Genomic DNA, 22840 nt, shown 5'->3' on the forward strand with positions numbered 1-22840 from the left:
GCACCATGTCCGTCGTCGCCATCCCCACGCGCCGCCACCCCGGCGTGCGCCCGCCGGCCCGTCCGCGCACCAGCCCGACCCTGACCATCACCCTCGACCTCGTCCCCGGGCCGCTGAGCCCCCGGCTGGCCCGGCTGGTGCAGCTGCTCGGCGAGCTGGCCGAGTCGGGGGAGGGCCAACTGCGTGCCGTCGAGGACCCCGCGTCGGGGCCGCGACCGTCCCCGCGCCCCGCCGCGCCGCCCGCCGCACCGGACCACGTCCGCATCCTGGCCGGCTCGCGGATGGTCCGCCAAGGCGACCAGGTCATCGCGCTGACCCGCATCGAGTACGAGCTGCTGCTGTTCCTGGCCGAGCGGCCCCGCCGGGTCTTCACCCGCCTGCAACTGCTCTCCAGCGTCTGGGGCTACGAGCACGCGGTGGCCCGGACGGTGGACGTGCACGTCCGCCGGCTGCGGGCCAAGCTGGCCGGCTCGGAGGTGGTCACCACCGTCTACGGCGTCGGCTACCGGCTGGCCGACGAGGCGCCGATCAGCGTGGATCACAGCAGCTGAGCCCTGGTCCGGCGGCGATGTGACCGCCTGGTGAACCGGTCGGGGACCCCCGTAACGGGGCATCTCGACGACTCTGCTGTAATCATCAGGCCTCGTACGCAGAGCGAGCATTCGGCTCCGATGTGTTCGTCAATTGTCACATTCATGCAACGCAGCCGCCTCTTGACCCTCGCCCAGGCGCCGGGAAGCATCGATGAAGCGGCGTCCCGGGCCGTGGGGAGATACCCGGACCAGCCCAAGGAGGACCATGTCGGTCAGCCCCGCCTCGTCGCGCGCCGGATGGCATACGTCCCAACCCGCGGTGCCCGGTCGACCTCCCGGCGGCCAGCGTCGCCCGGCGAACACCGCAGCGCCCGTGCTCACCGTGACGCTGTCCATCCCACTGGCCTGTGAGGAGTCGCTGACCCCGGCGGCGCGCCGGCTGTTGGAGGCCGCTCGCGAGATGCTCGAGCGCGGCGAAGGCGTGATCATCGGCTCGGTCCCGGCCGAACGCCGCCCCGACCAGGCGCCCGCCAACCGGTCGCCGTCCCGCCCGATCAGCCCGACCATTCCCGCCCTGCACATCCTCGCCTCGTCGCGCTCGGTGCTGCGTGACGAGGAGCCGCTGCCGCTGACCCGGCTGGAGTTCGACCTGCTGCTGCACCTGGTCGCCCACCCGCGCCGGGTGTTCACCCGGCTGCAACTGCTCAACGCCGTCTGGGGCTACGAGCACGCCGGCGTGCGTACCGTCGACGTGCACGTGCGTCGGCTTCGCGGCAAGGTCGGCGTGGACGTCCCGCTGGTCACCACCGTCTACGGCGTGGGCTACCGGCTGGCCGACGACGCGCGGGTCACCATCGACCGCAGCGGCTGACCGGCGGCACCGCCGTACCCGGGCGCGGGGCAGGATGGTGCGGTGCGCATCCGCCCCATCTCGCCCGACCTGCTCGTCACCGAGCTGACCGGCCGGCTGGCCGACGCGGCGACCCGCGCCGCCGCCGGTCCCGCGCGGCTGCGGGTGGCAGTGGACGGCGCCCCGGCCGCCGGCGTCGACGACCTGGCCGCGGCGCTGGTCGACCCGCTGCGCGCCCAGGGTCACCCGGTGCTGCACGTCCGCGCCACCGACTTCCTGCGCCCCGCGTCGCTGCGCTTCGAGTTGGGGCGCACCAACCCGGACTCCTTCTACGAGGCCTGGGTCGACGAGGCCGGGCTGCGCCGGGAGGTGCTCGACCCGGCCGGTCCGGGCGGCAGCGGCCGGCTACTTCCGTCGCTCTGGGACGCCGACGCCGACCGGGCCAGCCGCGCCCGCTACGTCGACCTGGCCCCCGGCGGTGTCGTCCTGGTCAGCGGCTCGCTGCTGCTCGGCGGTGGCCTGCCCTTCGACGTGACCGTCCACCTGGAGGTGTCCCCGGCGGCGCTGCGCCGGCGCACCGAGCCGGCCCAGCAGTGGGCGCTGCCGGCCTTCGACAGGTACGCCGAGGAGGTCGTCCCGGCGAGCTTCGCCGACGTCGTGGTACGCGCCGACGACCCCCGCCGACCGGCGCTCGTGGAGCCCGGCGGGAACGACTGACAACAACCGAGAATTTGTCGGTTTGCACGGCTGATTCGGCGGGTACTCGCCCGGCTCACAGAGCGCGGGTGACCGCCCGCGCACCGAACGCGACAGTGACCGGGGCCCCGCGCCGCCGGCACCCGGTTCACCTTGAGCCACAGGCCCAGGAAAGGCAGGCAGCGATGCTCGTCCACGACACGGTCGGTACGACCCGGTCCCAGACGGAGATCGATCAGATCCGACAGTCGCTCCAGGCGCGCTACGACGAGCTGACCGCGGAGTACGACCAGGCGGTGCTCCAGAGCCAGGTGCTGCGGCTGGTGGAGGTCGGCGACACCGCCGGCGACGACCAGGCCGACAGCGGCACCAAGACCGCCGAGCGGGACACCGCCCAGTCCCTGTTGCGGACCATCCTCGACCGCCGCGCCCAGTACGAGCACGCCCTCGGCCGGCTCGAGGAGGGCACCTACGGCTGGTGCGAGGGCTGCTCGGCGGCGATTCCGGTGGAGCGGCTGGAGATCTTCCCGTCCGCCACCACCTGTGTGACGTGCAAGCAGACTCGCGAGCGGCGGGCGGCCTGAGCCACCCCAGCGGTTGCCGGTCGGTCCGCGACGCGATGGACTTCAGCCATGGGTGACATCCTCGTGGGCACCGCGTCCTGGACCGACCGCACACTGCTGGACTCGGGGTGGTATCCGCAGACCGCCGACACCCCGGAGAAGCGGCTGGCCTACTACGCCAAGCAGTTCCCGCTGGTCGAAGTGGACGCCACCTACTACTCGCCGCCCGCCGAGGCGACCGCGCGGCTGTGGGCCGAGCGCACCCCGGCCGGCTTCACCTTCAACATCAAGGCGTTCAGCCTGCTGACCGGGCATCCCACCCGGGTCAGCGCGCTCTACAAGGACCTGCGCCCGGAGACCGACAAGAAGAACGTCTACCCCGACGACCTGCCCGCGCAGTCGTACGAGGAGGTGTGGACGCGCTTCCTGTCGGCGCTGGACCCGCTGGTCGAGGCCGGCAAGCTGGGCGCGCTGCTGTTCCAGTTCCCACCCTGGTTCACCATCAAGCGGGCCAACAAGCAGTACCTGCTGGAGGTGGCGAAGCGCTGCGCGCCGCTGCGCCCGGTGTACGAGTTCCGGCACGCCTCCTGGTTCGACGGCGACAACGCCGACGAGACCCTGGCCTTCCTGCGCGAGCACAAACTGCCGTACGTCTGCGTGGACATGCCGCAGGGCCACCGCTCGTCGCTGCCTCCGGTGCTGGCCGCCACCGCGGACCTCGCGGTCATGCGCTTCCACGGGCACAGCGACAAGTGGACCAGCAAGGACATCCACGAGAAGTTCGGCTACCACTACTCCAAGCGGGAGTTGGCCGACTGGGCGCCGAAGCTGCGCGAGCTGGCTGACGAGGCCGGGCAGACCCACGTGCTCATGAACAACTGCTACCGCGACTACGCGCAGACCAACGCGAAGACCCTCGCGGGCCTCCTCGACGCCAACTGACCTCACCCGATCCGGGTGGGGCCGCCTCACCCGCTGCGCGGGCATGGTGGACGCGGTGGGTACGGCCGTCCGTCGACGGCCGACGCCGGAGACGACACGGAGGTGACGGGGATGACGGCTCGAGTGGTGACGGATCGACGGCGTGGTGCCGTCCTGCACGTGGTCGGCACGGCCGACAACGCCCGGCGCGCCCCGCAGGGCAGCCCGGTGCGGGCCCGCCGTGGGCCGGTGGGGCCGCCCCGCCGCGCCGACGACCGACGGTGGGACACCACGGAACGGGGGTCGACCGATGGCTGACGCGATGATCTCGGCGTTCGAGTCCTCGCTGGACAAGACGAACCTCATTCTCAAGGACATCGAGAACGCCTACGGCTGGCCGAAGGAACGGCGCAACCAGTCGTACGCGGCGCTGCGCACGGTGCTGCACCTGCTGCGCGACCGGCTGCCGGTGGACGAGAGCGTGGAGTTCGCCCAGCAGTTGCCGGTGCTGGTGCGGGGCATCTACTTCGACGGCTGGGTGCCGTCGGACGTGCCGATCAAGCTCAACCGCGACGACTTCCTCTACGAGGTGCGGCAGGGCTTCCCGTACGACGCGGAGGGTGGCCCGGAGCGGGTGACGCAGGTGGTGCTGGACACGCTGCGCCGCCACGTCACCCAGGGTGAGTGGCAGGACGTGAAGGACACCATGCCCAAGGACCTCGCCACGATGATGCCGTGACAGCCCGACACCGCGAGCCCGCCCGACCGACGTCGGGCGGGCTCAGTCGTCATCGGCGACGGTCGTGGGCACCCGCGACACCGGGTGCCCGGCCTGCCGGGCCAGCGCGGCGAACGCCACGGCGTCCACGATCGCGGCGCCGCCCGGATCGTTGTTGAAATAGACGTACGTCGGCTCGTCCGCGCCAAAGGCGTCGGTCAGCCGACCGACCCACGACCGCAGCGCGGCCCGACCGTAACGCGGCCACGGCCGTGCCCGCCCCTCGTGCAGCCGCAGGTAGCCGAAGTCGGTGGTGCGCCATCGCGGGGCGATCGGGCGGCCCAGCCGGTCCGCCCAGACCAGCGCGGCCCGACGCCGCTCCAGCACCGCCCGGGTGGCGTCGGTCCACCAGGAGGGATGCCGGGGCTCGACCGCTACCCGCACCTGCGCCGGGAACAGTCGCAGCGTCGCGTCCAGCGCCTCGACGTCCGCCCGCAGGTTCGGTGGCAGTTGCAGCAGCACCGGGCCGAGCCGGTCACCGAGCGCGGTGGCGCGGCCGAGGAACCGGGCCACCGGCTCCGCCGGGTCACGCAGTCGCTTGATGTGGGTGAGGTAGCGGCTCATCTTCACCGCCACGCAGAAATCCGCCGGGGTGCGTGCCCGCCAGGCGGCGAAGGTGTCCCGCTCGGGCAGCCGGTAGAAGGCGTTGTTGACCTCGACAGTGGCGAACCCGGCCGCGAAGTGCTCCAGCCAGAGCCGCTGCGGCAGCCCCTGCGGGTAGAAGCGGCCGCGCCAGTCCCGGTACTGCCAGCCGGACGTGCCCACCAGGATCACCACCCCATCCTGGCACTCTCCGCCGCCGCCCGCGAACTGCCCGTGTCGCCCCGGTTCGGCGTCTACGGTGAGGGTTAGAGAAGATCGCGCGTGGGGTACCACCCGCAGCACGACGGACCCCGGCGTACGGCGGGGCGGCACACCCGAGGGAGTACCGATGGCACTCAACGATGACGACATGCAGACCACCGGCGGCGGCGGCGCGGAGGGCCCGGCCGACGGCGGCGCGACGCCCGGTCAGCACGACGGTGGCGCCGATGGTGGCGCGGAGGGTCCCGCCGACGGTGGTGCCACCCCGGGTCAGCACGATGGTGGCGCCGACGGCAGCGCGGAGGGTCCCGCCGACGGCGGTGCCACCCCCGGTCAGCACGACGGTGGCGCCGATGGTGGCGCGGAGGGTCCCGCCGACGGTGGTGCCACCCCGGGCCAGCAGGACGGCGGCGCTGACGGCAGCGCCCGGTAGCGGCTCGCCATGACCTACCTCGACCCGCCGGGCGGCCACCACGGCCGCCCGGCGGTTCCGTCCCCCGAGGCCACCGCGGCGCTGGCCCGCTGCGTCTCGGTCGAACCGGCCAAGTTCGCCGCCGCGCACTGGGGGCACACCCCGTTGCTGTCCCGAGCCGCCGAACTACCCGACCCGGCCGGCTTCACCGACCTGCTCAGCCCCGCCGACGCCGACGAGTTGCTGAGCCGGCGCGGCCTGCGTACCCCGTTCCTGCGCGTCGCCAAGGACGGCCAGTTGGTCGCGGCGTCGCGCTGGACCGGCGGCGGTGGCGCGGGCGCCGAGATCGGCGACCAGGTGCTCGACGAGCGGGTCCTGGAGCAGTACGCGTCCGGGGCGACCCTGGTGTTGCAGGGGCTGCACCGGATCTGGCCGCCGCTCGTCGACTTCGCCCGCGACCTGGGCCTCGCGCTCAACCAGCCGTTGCAGATCAACGCCTACCTGACCCCGGCCGGCAGCCAGGGCTTCGCCACCCACTACGACACCCACGACGTGTTCGTGCTCCAGGTCGACGGCCGCAAGCACTGGCGGATCCACCAGCCGGTGCTGCCCGACCCGCTGGAGAAGCAGCAGTGGGGTGGGCGCGCCGACGAGGTCGGTGCCACCGCGCAGGGCCCGGCCGCGCTGGACGTGGTGCTCGCCCCCGGTGACGCCCTCTACCTGCCCCGGGGGTGGCTGCACAGCGCGCAGGCGCAGGACGCCAGCTCGTTGCACCTGACAGTGGGCATCCGCGCGCTCACCCGTTACGCCCTGGTCGAGGAGTTGTTGACGCTGGCCGCCGAGGACCAGCGGCTGCGGGCCAGCCTGCCGTTCGGCACCGACGTCGCCGACCCGGACGCCATCGAGCCGGAGCTGACCGAGACCGTGGAGGCGTTGCGGGACTGGCTGCTGCGCGCCGACCCGGCCGCCGTCGCCGCGCGACTGCGGCAGCGGGCCTGGCCGGCCGCCCGCCCGGCGCCGATCCGACCGCTCGCACAGGCCGACGCGCTGGCCACCCTGGACGCCGACACCCGGGTCGCCCTGCGTCCCGGCCTGCGCTGGCAGTTGGTGCCGCACGACTCGGACACGGTGGCGCTGCGGCTCTTCGACCGCACCATCACCCTTCCGGCGACCTGCGAGCCGGCCGCCCGCGCAGTGCTCACCGGCACTGTCACCCGGGTCGGTGACCTGCCCGGCCTGCCCGACGACGCCGACCGGGTCACCCTGGCCCGCCGACTGCTCCGCGAGGCTGTCCTGGTTCCGGCCTGAGCTACCCGGCGGTGGCCGCGACCAGCTCGATCCTGAGCGTGTTCGTGATCTCGTCGGTCAGCTCGCCCTCGGCGCCGACCGAGATCGTGCCCTGCTCGGTGACCCCGAAGACGAGTTCCACAGCGCCGGCCTTCAGCACCAGCGGGTCGTCACCGCCGCTGCCGGCGGCGACCACCGCGCGGATCGTGGTGATCGCGTCCACCAGGGTCGCCGCGACCGCGCTGTGCCGCAGCTCGTGCCGATCCTGGAGGTCCTCCGCGACGAGCGTGATGTCGATCGTGTGGGTCTTCTGGTGGGAGCGGCTGCCACCCACCTTCACCTTCCAGCCGATCACCGGGACCCGGAAGTCCACGCCACCGCCGGCCTTCGTGGTGACGACCGCGCTCAGGATCAGCTGAACGGAGGCGACCCGAAGATCCCGGCCCTCGTCGGTCGTGGAGATGCCGGCCTGCTCCACCGCGTACTTCACCGCCGACACCAGTTCCCCGACGGGCACGCTGTAGTCGGTCACGTCCATGCCGCAACACCCTTCTGCACGAGTTGACTTGCCGGCCGCTCAGACGGCGGCGGTGGCGAACGGGTCGCCGTACACGGTGTAGGCCAGCCAGGTCGGGTCGAGCGGGTCGTCCTGCTGCTCGATCCGTGCGGCGAGGGCGGCCGCCCCGAGCGTGGCGCCGTCGGCGAGGGAGCGGTAGAACGCTGTCGCGAAGCGCGCCGAGCTGTCCGAGCGCACCGCCCAGAGCGTGCCGACGAAAGCGCCCGCTCCGGACGACATGAACTGCTGCGCCCAGCCGAGCATCTTGGTGTACGTCGGGGCCACGCCCGCGCTCCGGCACGCGTTGATGAACACGAGGGGACCGGTCTCCGCCAGCAGTTTGCGAATGCTGGCCTCGGCGAGCAGGGTCGGCTTGAACCGGCCGCCGTCCATGTCGATGTATGAGCCGTCCGCCGAGAAGGTGTTGTGGCAGGCGAAGTGGGTCGCTCCCAGCGCCCCCGAATTGATCAGGGTGAGGAGTTCGTCGGCCCTGGTGATGGGCTCGCTGTGGGCCGCGCCGAGGATGGCGCGGATCGCGGTGACCTCCTCGTGCGCGCCGGTGGGAGCCTTCGCCGGCACGACGAAACGCGGGTTGCGCAGGCCGACCTTCGCGTTCCGGTGTTGACCGTAGGTGCGACGGACCACGGGGACCTGCTCGACCAGGAAACCGGCATCGCGTTGGGCGCTGAGCGGATAGAGCAGTTCCCACGGGACCACGTCGTGGTCGGTGGCGATCGTGAAGGCGCTCATGTCGCCGCCGACCTGCCAGAACTGGTCCTGCACATCGGCCGGCACCAACTCCGACCACAGCTGGATCCCCGCCGACCGGATGACCTCGCGGGTCATCGCCGCGGTGTAGCGGGAACCACCGCCGGCCAACTGCTGCATCTCTCGGATGGCGTTCTCCACCGCGGCGTTGGGCGTGTTCGTGACCGACTCGACGACAGGGGCGAACAGCGCCGCGTCGGACCGCAACTGGAACGTGTACCGGCTGCCGTCGAACCGGACCTCCATGGTGACCTCGCCCGGCCGTGCCCGCGGGGCACCCAGCGGCGCGACCTTCGGTTGTCCGTCGCGGAACGGCCCACCGTCGGCGACCGAGACCTCGACCGAAACCTCGGTGAGGAACGTGCCGCCGGCCCAGGCGGTCACGTCGACGCGATGCAACCCTGGGGTACGCGCCCCGAAACCGAACCGGATCGGGTCCGGATCGTCGTCCGGCGTGACCAGCACGGTCTGCTGGAGTGGGCCCTCGGCGTGCAGGCCGGCGGGAGCGTGGACGGTCACGGTCACCGGTGTGCCGGCCTCGGCGACGAGGAAACTCCGCATCCGTGCCGCCACGGCGTCTGCGGGAACCGATCGTCCCTCGGTGACGAGCCGGACCTCGACGCTCAGATCCTGCCCCGCCGGGACCTGCGTGGGTGCGCGTGCCACCAACAGCCGCTCTGCTTTCGGAATGGTCTCCGAGGAGGGAGGTCTCGCCCCTGGCTCCGATCCCACGCTCTGCCAGGGCGCGCCGCTGCCGGCCGTGTGGGGCAAGGTCGGTGGTCCGGTGAACGTCGGTGTCGCCCCGATTTCGACGTTCACCGCACGGTCCGCCTGGACATTCGCCCAGAGGCTCAGCCTCCGCGCCTCCCATCGCTCCAAGGGGTGCTCGGCGCGTTCGCGCATGGCGTCTGTTTGCCGCTTCGACGTGCGCTCGCGCACATAGCGACTGGTGCGATCGTCGAGGGACAGCCGGGTGCTGCTCAGGTGGAGGGTGATGCCGCCGAGCGTCGAGGCGTCGTCGGTGAGCCGTCGGTCCAGGGCGGTCTGGGCCGCGAAAATCTCGTCGATGGCGTACTGCGCACTGATCGGCCGGCAGGTGTCCAGCAGGAACTCGCGGACCAGGACCCCGGCGTCCGTGATCGCGTGTCGGACGATCAGCGCCGGGTCGGTCACCCGGAGGCCGACGGTGATCGACGCCTCGAAGTGGTACGCGGCGGTCCCGGCCGGGAGCCGGAGGTTGACGACGATGGAGTGGTCACTGGTGTCCACCTCGTAGCGCGTCGAGTAGTGGGCCACGAACCCGGGGTGCCACCACCTCAGCCGGTCACTGTCGGCGGCCTCCAGATCACCCGTGCGGGTCGAGTAGACGATCGCCGCCGAGGGCCCGTGGCTGGGGGGCGGCATGAACCCTCGCACCGGCTCTACGCTGAGGATCAGCGGGATCGCGGGCCCGGCCGGTGCGGCCTCCCGACCGAAGGCCGTCGCGAGGTCGTCGACCAGGTGGTCGATGTCCGCTTGGACGCTGCTCGTATGGATCCGCCGGTAGTGCTGCTGGCCGAGCGGTCTGCGCGCTTCGGGCAGGGGCCCCGCGGATGGCAGTTCGGCGTCGTCCACAAGCACCGGAATGACCGGAACCTGCTGTCTGAAGGCGGCGGCGATCGTCCGGCGGCTGAAGCCCGGTAGGCGCTCCACGCGGCCTGCCGACTCGCCGGGCGAGGGAGTTTCGATCACGACGATGAGCGCCGCCGAGGCGGACAGGCGGCGCCCAAGCTCGGCGAAGGGCAGGATCACGCGGGGATCGTCGCGAACGACACTGTCGCTGCCGAATCGAGTGGTCAGCACGTCATCGAGCAGGCGCGCGACGGGGTGATCGTCGTCGGAGCGGTAACTCATGAAGAAGCTGACCATTTGACGTACCGTATCGAAGATCGCGCCCTGATTTTCGCCGCGCCGACGGTCGGCTTCTCGACAACCCTCTGTGGACGCTCCGACCGGCTCAGCGGCCGAGTGCCAGCAGCAACGCGGTGGTCAGCAGGCCCGCCCCGAGCACCACGGTGATCGGTCGGGGGCCGAGCACCGCGTGCCGGCGGTCGGCCAGCACCCGCGCCGGCGCCAGCCCGACCAACGGCCCGAACAGGGTCACCACCAGCGCCAGCACCGGCAGTCCGACCGCCAGGTCGCCGCCGTACCCGACGCCCAACGCCCGCGCCCCGACCCCCAGCGCGTACGCGAGCACCGCGCCGCCCACACCGCAGAGCGCCAGCAGGGGATTTACCGAGCCCGGCAGCTCGCCCGGTTGCCCGGCCCGGTCGAGCAGGTCACGGGCCTTGGCGAGCAGCGGCACAGCGTCGGTGGCGCCCACCCCGTTCGCCGGTGCGGGCGGGCCGCCGAGGCGGCGGGCACCGAGGCGCGAGCGGACCTGCTGCCACAGGTGCGCCACCTCGGCGTCGACCCGTTCCTGCTGCTCCCGGGCGGCGACGAGCTCCTCCTCGGCGCTCTGGAGCTGCTCGACCGCGTCGGCGACGGCCCGCTCGGCGGCGGCGCACTGCCGCTCGTGCCAGGTGTGCGCCTCGGCACGCTGCTCACCCACCCGCGCCGTCAGCTCGGCCAGTCGCCGCAACTGCGCCGCGTACGTCTCACTGGCCACCGGTTCGTTCATCGCGTCGGTCCATAAGGGATGATCACCTGTCCGGTGCGGTGCACCGCCCGGTCGAAGAAGAGCCCCCGCCAGGGGCGGGGATACCAGTCCGGGCCGCCGGTGCCCGGGTAGAGCGACGAGCCCAGCTCGCCGCCGTGCGCGTCCAGGGCCACCCAGGCGCCGATCTGGTCGGTACGGGCGGCCGGCCCACCGAGATCGGCGCGCATCCGTGCCACACCCCGCCACCAGGCCAGCACGTGGGTGCGTCGTTCCGGGCCGTCGTGCATGATCCGGCGCAGCTGCTCCAGCCCGGTACGCCGACCCGCGCGGGCGGCCAGCGCACCCGCTGCCGCGTCGACAGCGAAGAGCAGCAGGTAGTGCGGGCTTCCCGGGCCGCCGAGCCCGTCGGCCGTCTCGGCCATCAGCTCGCCGACGGTCTCCTCGTCGTACCAGGCGGCGTCGTCGGCCAGGTCGTCGTAGAGGGCGCGGGCGATCGGGTCGGCGTCCGGGTCGAGGCAGGCGATGGAGAACCGGGCGGTGCCCGGCGGGTGCTGACGGGCCAGCGACCGGGCCGCCGCGTCGAGCACCGCGCACGCCTCGTCGACGCGGGTGCCGAGCACAGCGAGGTTGCGGCCCGGTGCGCGCGGCAGCCGCAGTGACGCCGAGCGGGACTGCACGTCGATGATCTCGCCGAGCAGGGCCACCGGGTTGCGCGGCACGGTCCCGTCCGGCGGTACGGCAAGCGCCCGATAGTCCGGGGCGTCGGCCAGTCGGGGGATCGCGTCACCGTCGAAGAGCCGGGCCGGTGCCGCGTCGGGGGCTCGCATCCGCCACAGCCGGTGCTGCAACCCGCTCCAGGTCTCCCAGTCGCTGGCCGACGGGATGCGGGCCACCTCGTTGCCCTCGACCATTCCCGACTCGGCGTTGACCACCGCGTGCCAGCGCGGCAGCGACTGCGCCGCGTCGTTGCGCTCGGCGAGGATGCGCAGCGCCTTGGGCAACGCGATGCGGAGGGTGAACTGGGCGACGAGCGCGGGGCGGCCCCACAGCGCCTCGATGCCCCGCACGTCCTGCGAGGCCAGGACCAGGTGGATGCCCTGGGACCGGCCGCGGCGGGCCAGGTCCTCCAGCAGGTCGGCCGCCTCGCGGGCTACCACGTCCCGGCCGGCCAGCAACATCTGGAACTCGTCCACCACGGCGACGATGCGTGGCCAGTGCCCGGTCGGGTCGACCGCCCGCAGCTCGGCCAGCTTGGTCACCTCGTGTTTCTTGGCCGCGTCGGCGCGTCGGCGCAACTCGTCGGTGAGGAAGCGCAGCAGCGCCAGCCCGAACTCCCGGTCGGTGTTGACGTTGATGCCGACCAGCCGCATGTGCGGCAGCCAACTCGGGTCACGCCGGCCCTGCGCGAACCGCGCGAAGGAGACCCCCTCCTTGAAGTCCAGCAGGTAGAACTCCAGCTCGGCGGGGGAGTAGCGGGCGGCGAGGGCGCCGATCCACGCGAAGATCAGATTGGTCTTGCCGGTGCCGGACGGCCCGCCGATCAGCGCGTGCGGTGGGTAGTCGCCGAGCGTCAACCGCACCGGCCGGCCCTGTGGGCCCTCGCCGATCGGCGCGGTCAGCCCGTCGGCGGAGTCCTCCCGCCACATCAACTCGGGCGGGGGCAGCAGGTCGGTGAAGGGGGTCGGCGGCGGGCCCGCGTTCACCCGGGCGGCGACGTCCCGGCAGGTTTCGGTGACCAGCGCCGCCGGTGGCTGTGGGTCCAGTCGGACCGGCAGCCCGGCCGAACCGCCGATCCGCGCGCCGGACACCCCGGCCACCACCCGGGTCACCGTCGGATCCTCCGGCAACGGCACACCGTGCACCACAAGGTGTACGCCGCAGGCGGCGCCGGCCCGCACCACCCGGTCCAGTTGCCCGCGCTCGTGCCGGTTCAGCTCCTCCCCGCCGAGCAGCACCGCCACCCGCCACGGCTCGGGTCGTCGGCCGGTCGCCGCCGCCAGTTCGCGCAGTGACGCGTACTCGCCGGCGAGGACCGTCTCGTTGATACGGCGGATCTGCTCCACCAGGTCGTCCAGCAGTGGGCCCAGTCCGCCCGGGCCGACGAAGGTGAGCAGCCCGGCAGTGCCCAACGGGGCGAACCCGGCCAGTCCGCCGCCGAGTTGGTCCGGGTCGTACCCGATGAGTCGTACCGCCCCGGGGTTGGCCCGGCCGACGGCCCGCAGCAGCAACGCGGAGACCACCGCGTCGCAGCCGGCGCGGTCGTCCCCGGAGAGGTGGACGTGCCCGGCGTCGAGCAGCGGCACCAGCGCGGGCACCGGGTCCACGCCGTCGATCCCGACCGTGCCGACCCGCAGCGCGCCGGGCGGCTCGGCCCGGCGGGCGGGCGTCGGCGCCCACCCGGCCCAGTCGGCCCCCGCGCAGCCGGGCGCCTCCTGCCGGGCCGCGTCGGCGGCCCTCCGGGCCAGCTCGGCGATACGGGTGGAGTAGCGGGCGTCGATCTCGGCGATGCGGCGGTCCCGTTGGGCGCCCACCCGCTCCGGCACGGCGGCCGCGGCCCGCTGGACCCGGGCCAGTCTTTCCCGCCCGGCGGTCAGGTCGGCCTGGGCGGCGGACAGCCGGGTACGGGTGGCGCCCAACGCCTCGGCGAGGGTGTCCCGGACACGGCTGGCCAGTTGACCGCGCCGGTCAGCCATCGGAGCCCCGACGCGTCGGCGCGTCCCGCCAGGGGCTGCCCGAGCGCGGCGGCAGCCCACCGGGGCGCGGCGGCAGCCCATCCGAGCGCGGCGGCGGCAGGCCACCGGAGCGCTGCGTGGTGGCGGTGCCCGGCCGCTGTGCCACACCGCCTGCGCGGGGAGCCGTGCTCGGCCGCCCGGCCCCGCCCGGTTGCTGAGCGCCCGCCGGTTGCCCGGCCCGCGCCGGCTTTCCCGCGTCGCCACGCTGCCCCGAGCCCGCCGGTTCTCCCGCTCCCGCTGGTTCTCCCGCGCCGCCGGCCGGCAGGTCCCGGCCGAGGCGGGCGAGCAGCAGCCCGGTCGCCACCCCGGCGGTCACCGCGGAGTCGGCGGCGTGCGGTGGTTCCCCGGAGGCGCGTGGCGGCGGCATCCGGCACACCCGGGTCAGCAGCGTCTCCAGTACCGGCGGCGGCAACCCGGGCAGCAGGTCGCGGACGCGTCCGTCCAACTCGCCGCGCAGCCGCCCGAGGTCGGTGGCGCGCGGCGGGTGCCCGAGCAGCTCGCCGGCCAGTTCGCGCAGCAGCGGCGGCGCCAGCGCCGCCATGCCCAGCCCGACGTCGGCCGGGGCCCGGCGCAGCTCCTTGCGGAGCCGGTCCCGGTCGCCGGAGCGGACACCACCCACCACTCGGCGCAGCAGTTCCTGGGAGTCGTCCACCCGCTCGTCGGGTTCGTCGTCGGCACCCTCGCGCCCGCCGGTCAGCTCGGCCACCCGCACCGACCACCAGCGGCGCATTCGCACCTGCTCGGCCGGCTCCGGCGCGACCTCGGCGGGCCCGGACGCCGGTGGCGTGTCGTGTCGGGGTGCGCGTTGCTCAGGGCGGGGCGCCGGGCCGCCGTCCGCGCCGAGGCCGATCGCCGTCAGGTAGGCCGACAACTGCTCCTGTGCCACCCGCAGCGCGTAGCCGGCGCTCTCGGCGTGCTCGGTGGCGGCGGACAGCTCGGGCACCCCCATGGGGTTGGCCGACTCCTGTCGTACCCAGCGCAGCCGCTCCGCGGCCAGGCCGAACTTCTCCAGCGCCTGCCCGAGCAGCGCCACCGGGAACTCCTCGGTGGCGGCACGGACCTGCCCGCCGACATCCTCGATGATGGACATGGCGGCCTACAGGGTGGAGACGTAGAGCTGCGCCTGCTCCACCGCGACAAGTGTCGCGGCGAGACACTCCTCCAGCTCCTGGCTGGCCTGGGTCAGCGACGCCTGGGCCGCCTCCACCGTCTCGTGGCCGCTGCCCTCCAACGCCCCGGCCAGGGTCTGCTGTGCCTCGGAGAGCTTCTCGCCGGCCGCCTGCACGGCTGTCTGCCCGTCTCCGATCTGTTGGAGGGCGACATCGATGGCAGCCTTCAACTCGGCGACGCTCGCCACGGCGGAACCTCCTGGGGGCGGGGAGATCTCCATTAGAGCCTATCGGCGGTTCCGAAAGAACATCCGCCCTGTCGGTGTTCCTGCCCGCCTGTCCGGAAGGCCCTCGGAAGTGCCGGGAGTCCGATCTGTGGGAGTCCCAGTGCGAGAATTTCTCAGTTGCTGGTCGGATTCTCGCGGAGCCAGCGCGGGCCGTACACCTCGGCGCCCAGCGCCGTCACCCGCCCGCGCAACTCCCGGTCGGCGGTGACCACCAGCCGCCGACGCCGCGGCGCGCCCTCCACCAGCTCGACCACCGTGTCGTCGCCGGAGCCGGCGGCGGAGACCACCCGGACCCCGTCGGTGCCCGGCACGTCCCGCGCGGCCCCCTCGACCACCAGGACCACCTCCACCGGGGCGGTCAGCCGGGCCGGCAACCCGATGGTCGCCACCGGGGCGAGCGAGTCGCGCAACCGGGCCGCAGCGCCGGCACGGTCACGCCACCACCCGTTCGGGCGCGAGCCCACCACGTTGGCGCCATCCACGATCAGCAGCGGGGTCTCATCCATCCCGTCAGCCTGCCACCATCGCCCGGCCCTGACCCGACGCCACTCCCGGAATGCCGGTCCTCCGCCACCTGCGGCGTTTGTCGGGGCGCGCGCCGGGTAGCCCCTGCCGACCGTGCCGAGCCCTACTGCGGAGGACAGACATGATGGGACCCGGTGACATCGGCTCCGACCCGTGGGACGAATTCCTGGCCAGGTACTTCGGCCGGGGCGAGGGAGGGCGCCGACCGCCGCACCGGGTCGACATCACCCGACTGATGACGGCCGACGCCCGGGAGATGCTCGCCGACGCGGCCCGGCGCGCCGCGCAACGGCAGAGCAGCGACCTGGACACCGACCATTTGCTCTGGGCGGCGCTGCAACGCGAGCCGCTGCGTGATCTGGTACGCCGGGCCGGTGCCGACCCGGACACCCTGCTCAACGCCCTGGGCGGAAAGGGCGACGGCGCGCCGCGCGGGGAGGTGCCGCCGAACCTGTCGTTGACCCCCGCCGCCAAGCGGGCGCTGCTCGACGCCCATCAGCTGTCCCGGGCGATGGGCGCGAACTACATCGGCCCCGAGCACATCCTGATGGCGCTGCCGCTCAACCCGGAGTCGCCGGCCGGGCGGATGCTGGCCGCCGGCCGGATCCAACCCGAGTCGTTGCAGGCCGCCAACGCCGAGCGCGGGCCGATGACCGGGCCGAAGCCGGACCGGGGCACCCCCACCCTGGACCAGTACGGGCAGGACCTCACCGACCTGGCCCGCAACGACCAGATCGACCCGGTGATCGGGCGGGCCGACGAGATCGAGCAGGCAGTGGAGATTCTGTCCCGGCGGACCAAGAACAACCCGGTGCTGATCGGCGAGGCCGGCGTCGGCAAGACCGCCATCGTCGAGGGGCTGGCCGAACGGATCTGCGACGGCGATGTACCGCAGACCCTGCTCGGCAAGCGGGTCGTCCAGCTCGACCTGGCCGGTCTGGTCGCCGGCACCCGTTACCGGGGCGACTTCGAGGAACGGCTGAAGAAGGTGATCGACGAGATCCGGGCGCACCGGGACGAGCTGATCATCTTCATGGACGAGATCCACACCCTGGTCGGGGCCGGTGGCGCCGGCAGCGAGGGCGGGATGGACGCGTCCAACATGCTCAAGCCCGCTCTCGCTCGCGGCGAGCTGCGGGTGATCGGCGCGACGACGCTGGACGAGTACCGCAAGAGCATCGAGAAGGACGCAGCCCTGGCCCGGCGCTTCCAGCCGGTGCTGGTGCCCGAGCCCAGCGTCGACGACACCATCGCCATCCTGCGCGGGCTGCGCGACCGGTACGAGGCCCACCACCAGGTGCGCTTCACCGACGAGGCGCTGGTCTCGGCCGCCGAGCTGTCCGACCGGTACGTCACCGACCGCTTCCTGCCGGACAAGGCCATCGACCTCATCGACCAGGCCGGCGCCCGGGTGCGGCTACGGACCCGCACCCCCGCGTCCGACGTGCGCGAGCTGGAGCAGGAACTCGACGAGGTACGCCGGGACAAGGAACAGGCCGTCACCGACGAGCAGTACGAGCGGGCCTCCGCGCTGCGCGACCGGATCTCCGAGCTGGAGGAGGACATCCGACGCGCGAACGGCGACGACGGCTCTTCCGGATCCCAGGTGCCCGAGGTGGGCCCCAAGGAGATCGCCGAGGTGGTCTCCCGGGCCACCGGTATCCCGGTCAGCCAGCTCACCGAGGAGGAACGCGACCGGCTGCTGCGTCTGGAGGGTCACCTGCACCAGAAGGTGGTCGGCCAGGACGACGCGGTCACCGCCGTCGCCGAGGCCGTGCGCCGTTCCCGGGCCGGGTTGGCCGACCCGGAGCGGCCGATGGGCAGCTTCCTGTTCCTCGGCCCGACCGGTGTCGGCAAGACCGAGTTGGCGCGGGCCCTCGCCGAGGCGTTGTTCGGCGAGGCGGACCGGATGGTCCGGGTGGACATGAGCGAGTTCCAGGAGCGGCACACCGTCAGCCGGCTGGTCGGCGCGCCGCCCGGATACGTCGGCTACGAGGAAGCCGGTCAGCTTACCGAGGCGGTGCGTCGCCGCCCGTACGCGGTGGTGCTGCTCGACGAGATCGAGAAGGCCCACCCGGACGTGTTCAACATCCTGCTCCAGGTGCTGGACGACGGCCGGCTGACCGACAGCCAGGGCCGCACTGTGAACTTCAAGAACACCGTCCTGATCATGACGAGCAACCTCGGTTCCGAGCTGATCACCGGCGCCCAGCGCTCGGTCGGCTTCGGCACCGGGGACGTGGGCAGCGAGCAGGAGAGCAACGAGCTGCGGGAGCGGCTCATGCGTCGCCTGCAGGAGAACTTCCGCCCGGAGTTCCTCAACCGCATCGACGAGGTCATCATCTTCCGCCGGCTGGAGGCCGAGCAGCTGCGCGACATCACCGCGCTGCTGCTGGAGGAGACCCGCCGCCGGATGCACGCCCAGGACCTCCAGGTCGAGTTCACCACCGCCGGCATCGACTGGCTCGCCGAGCACGGCTACCAGCCGGAGTTCGGTGCCCGCCCGCTGCGCCGGGTGATCCAGCGGGAGGTGGACAACCACCTGTCCCGGATGCTGCTGGAGTCGGCGATCTCGCCGGGGCAGAAGGTCACTGTGGACGTCCGCGACGGCGCGCTCACCTTCGACGTGACAGCGGGCGAGCGGGGGTACACCGCCGCCACGACCACACACCCGCGATGAGCGGGCCGGCGCGAAGGGACGAACACGAGGACCCGCACCAGCACGCGGAGTCCGCGAAACCCCGGGACGAGGACGACCATCCCGACCCGATCCTGGCGCCGCCCACCGCGAACCCCCGCCGCACGCGGGTCCCCGCGGAGGGCCTGCATCCGAAGACCGACCAGGACGACCCGGAGACGTCCGGGCCGCCGCCCGGAGAGGAGACCTGATGGTACGCGAAGCGCGGCTCGACCCCGAGGTGGAAGTGCTCTGGGAGGACTTCCACGCCGAGGTCAACGTCCCGTCGGAGCAGTTGCGGACGTGGCTGCTGACCAGAGGTTCGGGGGAGGAGTCGTTCAGCCCGAACCCGAACCTCGACCTGCCCCAGCCCGGCCGGGAGATCCTCAAGGTGCTCAACAAGCGCAAGGTGGACCTCACCCCGGAGGACATCGAGGTGATGCGGGAGGCGGTCGAGCGGATCCGCGAGCTGATGGACGCCAAGCCGTCGCGCGGCAACGCCGACGACAGCTGGCGGCACTCCCTGCTGGACCTGGGTCACGACCCGCTCGTCGAACGCTGAGCGACCGCACGACGGTGCCGTCCCGGGCAGGGACGGCACCGTTCGGCGTTCCGCTACTGGCCCTTGTCGGGTTCCAGGCTCGCGATGGTCAGACCCGCCGCGTCGGCGGCGGCGTCCCGGTCGCCGCGGGTCTGGTCCTCCCGGGTGAGCAGGTTCGCGTACTCGGTCACGTCGGCCGGGTCGGGCACCGTCGGCAGCCGGCGCAGGAACGCCTCCACCTCTCGGGTGGCGGCGGTGTGCGCGGCGGCCGCCTGGCGCAGCAGTTCGCGGTCGTCGGCGGGCGGGTAGAGGTCGGTCATGTCCGCCAGATACCCGGCCCACGGCGGTTCGCACCGCCAACGGCCGGGAATACCGGCCGCTCAGCCGGGCCGGACCCCGGTGGGGTGCCGGACGCCGAATCCCGGGTTGCGGGGCAGCCAGGCCAGGTACGCCGGGTGCGGCACCAACGAGTCGACGTACGCCGCCTTGGCCGTTCCCAGCACCAGCTCCGCGCCCTGGGCGGCGGGGGAGTCCGGATGCCAGCCGAGCAGCAGCCGCCAGCGCAGCGGCGTCCCGGCGAGCTGACGGGTGACCAGACCGCTCACCGGGCGGAACGTCGCCTGGCACAGGGCCACCGCCACGCCGGCTTCCACCAGGTCGACGCAGCCGCGGATGTCGGTCTCGTACACCTTGCGGGGGGTGAACCCGGCGCGGGCGCACGCGGCGGCGAAGCAGTCGGCGAAGCAGCCGTCACCCGGCGCGGCGACCCACTGCTCGTGGCGCAGATCGGCCAGGCGGACCTCGTCCTGCGCCGCGAGGGGATGGGTCTCCGGCAACAGCACCAGCACCGGGTCGACGGCCACCTCCTGCCAGCTCAACCCGAACCCGGCCGACGGACTGGCGTCGCCGCACACCCCGGCCAGCGCGAAGTCCAACCGACCGCCGGCCACCAACTGCGCCAACTCGTCCACCGACCAGGACGCAAACGTGGTGATCTGGGCGGGTGGCTGCTCGGCCGCCAACCGGTGCACCAGCCGACCCAGGATCGGGCTGTTCACCCCACCGAACCGGTAACACGGCGGCGTGTCGCCCGCCCCGGCCAGCCGGGCGGCCTCGTCCTGCAGCCCCTTCATCGCCGGCAGCAGCACCCGGGCGCGGGCCAGCACCAGCTCACCGAGCGCGGTAGGTCGAGCCCCGCGCCGGTCCCGGTCGAACAGCGGGCCGCCCAGCGTCCGTTCGATGCGTTGGAGCTGGGCGGTGAGCGCCGGCTGAGCCAGGCCGAGCGCCGAGGCCGCCTTCGTCACACTTCCCGTCTCCGCGATCGCGCAGACCACCCGCAGGTGACGCAGCTCCAGGTTCATAGGGTGACGGTAGGACTACGCGTCTGCTGGCGGAATAGCCCAAGCGGATCGGTGATAATGAATGCATTGCCGCCGGTCGCCGGTCACCGGTCGCGCGGGGGCTCCGGCAGGTCCGTCAGGTACGTCGGCCGCCGGGTCACCGCGTCGAGGACCTTGTCCACCACCCCCACCGCCGGCTCCACGATCCGGTTCCACGGAGGGGTGGCCGGCGTGCCCGGGTGCGGTCGTGTCGGCGCGGCCTCCTCGGCGATCTCCAACCGGTTGCCCAGCCGGATCAGCTCCTCCTCGGTCGCGACAGCGCGCAGCTCGGTGACCAGCGCGCCCACCCCCTCGACATGCCGCCGGACCCGCTCGGCGACATCGGTCAGCGCCTCATCCGTCAGCCCCTTCAGAGCGCTCAGCAGGGCCGCGTCGGCGTTGATCTCCGCATCCACCCGCTCGGTGGCCGCCGGCAGCGCCGCGCGGGCCGCCGGCAGCAGGTACTGCTCCTCGGCGGACAGGTGCCGCGACAGCGCTGCGGTGAGCACCGCCAACCCCTCCTGCGGCGTGGTCTCCGGGCCGGAGAACTGGTCCAGCAGCTCCAGCAGTTGCCGGTGCTCCCGGTCGACGATGTCGGCGATGCTGCGACCGGCGGGTCGGTAACCCTCCTCGGGTGCGGGCGCGGGCGGCAGCGGCGGCAGGGGAACAGCGGACATGGTGCCCTCCTCGACTGGCGGGCGGAAGCTCCGGCAGGGACGTACGGTCGTGGGCGGCGGTACCCGAACGCGGCAACGGCGAAACCGACCCTCGCCGGGGCTGCCAGTTCGGTCTCGACGAACGGCAGTGGCGCGCTCGGTCGGGCGCCGAGACTCCCTTCCGGAACAACGGAAGGTCAGGTGCCGCAGCCACAGATCCGCAGCGCCTTGGCGAGGTCGGTGGCGGTGACCTCCCGGACTCCGCGGCCCGACAGGTTGTGCAGGGTGACGGCGGCCGCGCGACGGAGATCGGGCGACGCCGTCGTGGTGTCGATGGTGGAACGCAGATCCGCGACGACCGCGCGCCGCACCGCCTCGCTCGCGTTGGCGGTGTCCGTGAGGGCCCTCTCGTGGGTGTTCCCCTGGAGCAGTTCGGTGAGCAGAGCGGCCCGCGCCGTCGACTGCTGACGCCTGGCCGTGAGGGCCGACAGGGTGTTCTGCGCGGCGGTGACGGCCTGCCGCGCCTGATCGGCGTAACGGCCGGCGATGGCGGGGATGTCGATCGTCGCCGTGAGGTCGCGCACCGCCGTGCTCATGGCCGCCTGCAACTCGCCCGACCGGGCCGAGATCTTCCTGACGAGCGGCGGCACCTGGGCTCGCAGCCGGTCCTGCACCTGGGTGTCGAACGCTTCGGCGACGGCGTCGATCAGTGGCTTGGCCGCCGGGTGGTGGTCCTGGGCCCAATCGCCCAGTCGCTTCCACGCTGCCAGTTCGGTCGCGACCTTCGGCATCTGTACGAGGACTTCCTTGCCCCCGGCAGTGGCGACGCTGGTCGCCGCGACCGGCGTCGCCGTATCCGCCCAGCGTCGCGCCGTCTCGGCGTCCTCGCCGGTCAGATCGCCGGGAGTCGGCAGCGCCGGGGCGTCACCGGAGACGGTGATGACCGACTGGTCCGACAGGCCGCCCCGGCGGGCGACACGATCCTCCTCGGTGGCGACGACCGGGTCGTCGCGGGACCGGTCGCCGTCGGCCGCCCGGATCCGCTCCAGCTCGCTGATCACCTGGGCTGAGACGGTGCCGGCGAGCACCTGCTGGTAGTCCGTCGGCAACTGCTCGCGCAGCGCGCGGACCACCTGGTCGAGGACCTGGCCGGCCAGCCGCTCCTCCACCGCCGCGGCGGCGTGCCGGTAGTCGTCCGTCGTCCACTCGGCGGCCAGTTGTACCCGTCCACGGAGGGTGGCCACGGTGCCGGTGAGCAGGGTGAACACTGACAGCGCGGTAACCGTGGCAACCGCCGGCCCGCTGTAGCGTCCGTAGCCGCGGACGATCCCGTTGAGCCAAGCCCCCGCTGCACCGGGAGTGCCGGCCGCCGTCAGCAGGGAGGTCAGCAGCCACGCCCCGAGCAGCACCAGGGCCAAGCCCCACTCGGGCAGTTTCAGCCTGCCGACCATGTCGGCGGCGTCGTCCAGGACGTTCTGCGTGGCCAGGATCGTGTCCTGCGTCGCGGTCGGAACGATGAGCGACCCGAGCACCGCCGCGGCCACGAGGTACAACGCGAGCACCGCGCCCAGCGGCAACAGGTACAGTCGGGCGGTGCCGGCCAGGTTGTCGCGCAGCGCGGCCGCGAAGCCGCGCCGCACCGCCGGATCGAACCGGTCGACGTCGTGCAACCGGGCGTGCGCGCCGCTGACCGCCAGCGCCGCGCAGATCAGTGCCAGCGCGAACGCGTACAGCCACGCCTCCGCGATCAGACCGGCCAGCACGCAGAGCGCGGCCAGGGCGTAGCGCCACCGCCAGTCGGGCACTGTGATCCGGACCAGTTGCTCGTCCGGCCAGTCGCGGCCCGGATGCTTCTTCTCGAGAGCCGCCCGGGTCAGTCGGAGCGATCTCCGGCGGGACGCGCCACCCGGGGGGATGTCGCACCGGACGACGAGGGTGGCGCCGCCGACGTCGGTGACCGCGACGCGGTGGCCCCGGACGCCAGCCCGAGCCTGGTCACGGGTGAGAACGGTGTGGGTTCGGGGGCGGCGCGGCGCGGACTCTGTCACATCGCATCCCTGCGTAGAGCGGCGGAGAGGCAGGCGCATCCAGTCGTCGCCAGAGCCTCGACTGTACGGTTCGTCAGTGG

Annotated in this window: 24 protein-coding genes; 12 read left to right on the plus strand and 12 right to left on the minus strand. The window is 73.1% G+C overall.

The window, feature by feature from the left end:
* The first annotated feature begins 5 nt into the window (after positions 1-5).
* From OHB44_RS15925 to OHB44_RS15955, 7 genes are all read left to right on the plus strand, one after another.
* Positions 6-551: a winged helix-turn-helix domain-containing protein gene (locus OHB44_RS15925; RefSeq protein ID WP_330441134.1), complete on the plus strand. Its 546-nt coding sequence runs from the start codon at positions 6-8 to the stop codon at positions 549-551.
* Between the two features lie 247 nt (positions 552-798).
* A complete protein-coding gene (locus OHB44_RS15930) occupies positions 799-1404 on the plus strand; it encodes a winged helix-turn-helix domain-containing protein (RefSeq protein WP_238685878.1) in 606 nt (201 codons plus the stop codon).
* A 42-nt stretch (positions 1405-1446) separates the two neighbouring features.
* A complete protein-coding gene (locus tag OHB44_RS15935) occupies positions 1447-2100 on the plus strand; it encodes a uridine kinase (protein ID WP_238685877.1) in 654 nt (217 codons plus the stop codon).
* Positions 2101-2264: 164 nt separating this feature from the next.
* Entirely contained in the window at positions 2265-2663 is a 399-nt protein-coding gene (locus tag OHB44_RS15940; RefSeq protein WP_091408390.1) for a TraR/DksA family transcriptional regulator, read from the plus strand.
* 48 nt (positions 2664-2711) lie between these two features.
* A complete protein-coding gene (locus tag OHB44_RS15945; RefSeq protein WP_266302649.1) occupies positions 2712-3584 on the plus strand; it encodes a DUF72 domain-containing protein in 873 nt (290 codons plus the stop codon).
* Between the two features lie 111 nt (positions 3585-3695).
* Positions 3696-3881, plus strand: a complete 186-nt coding sequence (locus OHB44_RS15950; protein WP_238685875.1) for a hypothetical protein — start codon at positions 3696-3698, stop codon at positions 3879-3881.
* Positions 3874-4302, plus strand: a complete 429-nt coding sequence (locus OHB44_RS15955) for a DUF2267 domain-containing protein (RefSeq protein WP_124775985.1) — start codon at positions 3874-3876, stop codon at positions 4300-4302. The genes OHB44_RS15950 and OHB44_RS15955 overlap by 8 nt, the downstream gene beginning before the upstream one ends.
* A gap of 42 nt (positions 4303-4344) precedes the next feature.
* Here OHB44_RS15955 and OHB44_RS15960 read toward each other — a convergent pair whose 3' ends face one another.
* A complete protein-coding gene (locus OHB44_RS15960) occupies positions 4345-5115 on the minus strand; it encodes a DUF72 domain-containing protein (protein WP_238685874.1) in 771 nt (256 codons plus the stop codon).
* 157 nt (positions 5116-5272) lie between these two features.
* Between OHB44_RS15960 and OHB44_RS15965 the strand changes: the two genes are divergently transcribed.
* A complete protein-coding gene (locus OHB44_RS15965; protein ID WP_091408405.1) occupies positions 5273-5578 on the plus strand; it encodes a hypothetical protein in 306 nt (101 codons plus the stop codon).
* A 9-nt stretch (positions 5579-5587) separates the two neighbouring features.
* Positions 5588-6865 carry a cupin domain-containing protein gene (locus tag OHB44_RS15970; protein ID WP_238685873.1) on the plus strand — a complete coding sequence of 426 codons (1278 nt, stop codon included), beginning with the start codon at positions 5588-5590 and terminating at the stop codon, positions 6863-6865.
* A 1-nt stretch (position 6866) separates the two neighbouring features.
* On the opposite strand, the gene OHB44_RS15975 is transcribed toward OHB44_RS15970, so the two are convergent.
* From OHB44_RS15975 to OHB44_RS16005, 7 genes are all read right to left on the minus strand, one after another.
* Positions 6867-7382 (minus strand): trypco2 family protein, encoded by a 516-nt coding sequence (locus tag OHB44_RS15975; protein ID WP_330441135.1) that lies wholly within the window; start codon positions 7380-7382, stop codon positions 6867-6869.
* Positions 7383-7421: 39 nt separating this feature from the next.
* The gene (locus tag OHB44_RS15980) at positions 7422-10076 is read right to left on the minus strand and encodes a CHAT domain-containing protein (protein WP_330441136.1); all 2655 of its coding nucleotides are present in this window, start codon (positions 10074-10076) and stop codon (positions 7422-7424) included.
* Between the two features lie 88 nt (positions 10077-10164).
* The gene (locus OHB44_RS15985) at positions 10165-10827 is read right to left on the minus strand and encodes a hypothetical protein (RefSeq protein WP_266302645.1); all 663 of its coding nucleotides are present in this window, start codon (positions 10825-10827) and stop codon (positions 10165-10167) included.
* Positions 10824-13499 carry an FtsK/SpoIIIE domain-containing protein gene (locus OHB44_RS15990; RefSeq protein ID WP_238685869.1) on the minus strand — a complete coding sequence of 892 codons (2676 nt, stop codon included), beginning with the start codon at positions 13497-13499 and terminating at the stop codon, positions 10824-10826. The genes OHB44_RS15985 and OHB44_RS15990 overlap by 4 nt, the downstream gene beginning before the upstream one ends.
* Complete coding sequence (locus OHB44_RS15995) at positions 13492-14628, minus strand: hypothetical protein (protein ID WP_330441137.1); 1137 nt, start codon at positions 14626-14628, stop codon at positions 13492-13494. The genes OHB44_RS15990 and OHB44_RS15995 overlap by 8 nt, the downstream gene beginning before the upstream one ends.
* 6 nt (positions 14629-14634) lie before the next feature.
* Positions 14635-14895 (minus strand): hypothetical protein, encoded by a 261-nt coding sequence (locus OHB44_RS16000; RefSeq protein ID WP_030332749.1) that lies wholly within the window; start codon positions 14893-14895, stop codon positions 14635-14637.
* Positions 14896-15047: 152 nt separating this feature from the next.
* Entirely contained in the window at positions 15048-15440 is a 393-nt protein-coding gene (locus OHB44_RS16005; RefSeq protein WP_238685867.1) for a hypothetical protein, read from the minus strand.
* Between the two features lie 140 nt (positions 15441-15580).
* On the opposite strand from OHB44_RS16005, the gene OHB44_RS16010 reads away from it, so the two are divergent.
* From OHB44_RS16010 to OHB44_RS16020, 3 genes are read left to right on the plus strand one after another with little or no spacing between them, the layout of a single operon-like run.
* Positions 15581-18139 (plus strand): ATP-dependent Clp protease ATP-binding subunit, encoded by a 2559-nt coding sequence (locus OHB44_RS16010; RefSeq protein ID WP_238685866.1) that lies wholly within the window; start codon positions 15581-15583, stop codon positions 18137-18139.
* Positions 18136-18348, plus strand: coding sequence for a hypothetical protein (locus OHB44_RS16015; RefSeq protein ID WP_238685865.1), 213 nt, complete (start codon positions 18136-18138; stop codon positions 18346-18348). Before OHB44_RS16010 ends, OHB44_RS16015 begins: the two co-directional genes overlap by 4 nt.
* Positions 18348-18698, plus strand: a complete 351-nt coding sequence (locus tag OHB44_RS16020) for a DUF3140 domain-containing protein (RefSeq protein ID WP_091408434.1) — start codon at positions 18348-18350, stop codon at positions 18696-18698. The genes OHB44_RS16015 and OHB44_RS16020 overlap by 1 nt, the downstream gene beginning before the upstream one ends.
* 53 nt (positions 18699-18751) lie before the next feature.
* Here the strand turns inward: OHB44_RS16020 and OHB44_RS16025 are convergent, their stop codons facing one another.
* From OHB44_RS16025 to OHB44_RS16040, 4 genes are all read right to left on the minus strand, one after another.
* Positions 18752-18997 (minus strand): hypothetical protein, encoded by a 246-nt coding sequence (locus OHB44_RS16025; RefSeq protein ID WP_328654538.1) that lies wholly within the window; start codon positions 18995-18997, stop codon positions 18752-18754.
* A 60-nt stretch (positions 18998-19057) separates the two neighbouring features.
* A complete protein-coding gene (locus OHB44_RS16030) occupies positions 19058-20038 on the minus strand; it encodes a LysR family transcriptional regulator (RefSeq protein ID WP_330441138.1) in 981 nt (326 codons plus the stop codon).
* An 83-nt stretch (positions 20039-20121) separates the two neighbouring features.
* Positions 20122-20733, minus strand: coding sequence for a hemerythrin domain-containing protein (locus OHB44_RS16035; RefSeq protein ID WP_238685863.1), 612 nt, complete (start codon positions 20731-20733; stop codon positions 20122-20124).
* 176 nt (positions 20734-20909) lie between these two features.
* A complete protein-coding gene (locus OHB44_RS16040) occupies positions 20910-22760 on the minus strand; it encodes a hypothetical protein (RefSeq protein ID WP_330441139.1) in 1851 nt (616 codons plus the stop codon).
* Between the last annotated feature and the right edge of the window lie 80 nt (positions 22761-22840).

Source organism: Micromonospora sp. NBC_00821, assembly GCF_036347035.1.
Lineage (GTDB): Bacteria > Actinomycetota > Actinomycetes > Mycobacteriales > Micromonosporaceae > Micromonospora > Micromonospora hortensis.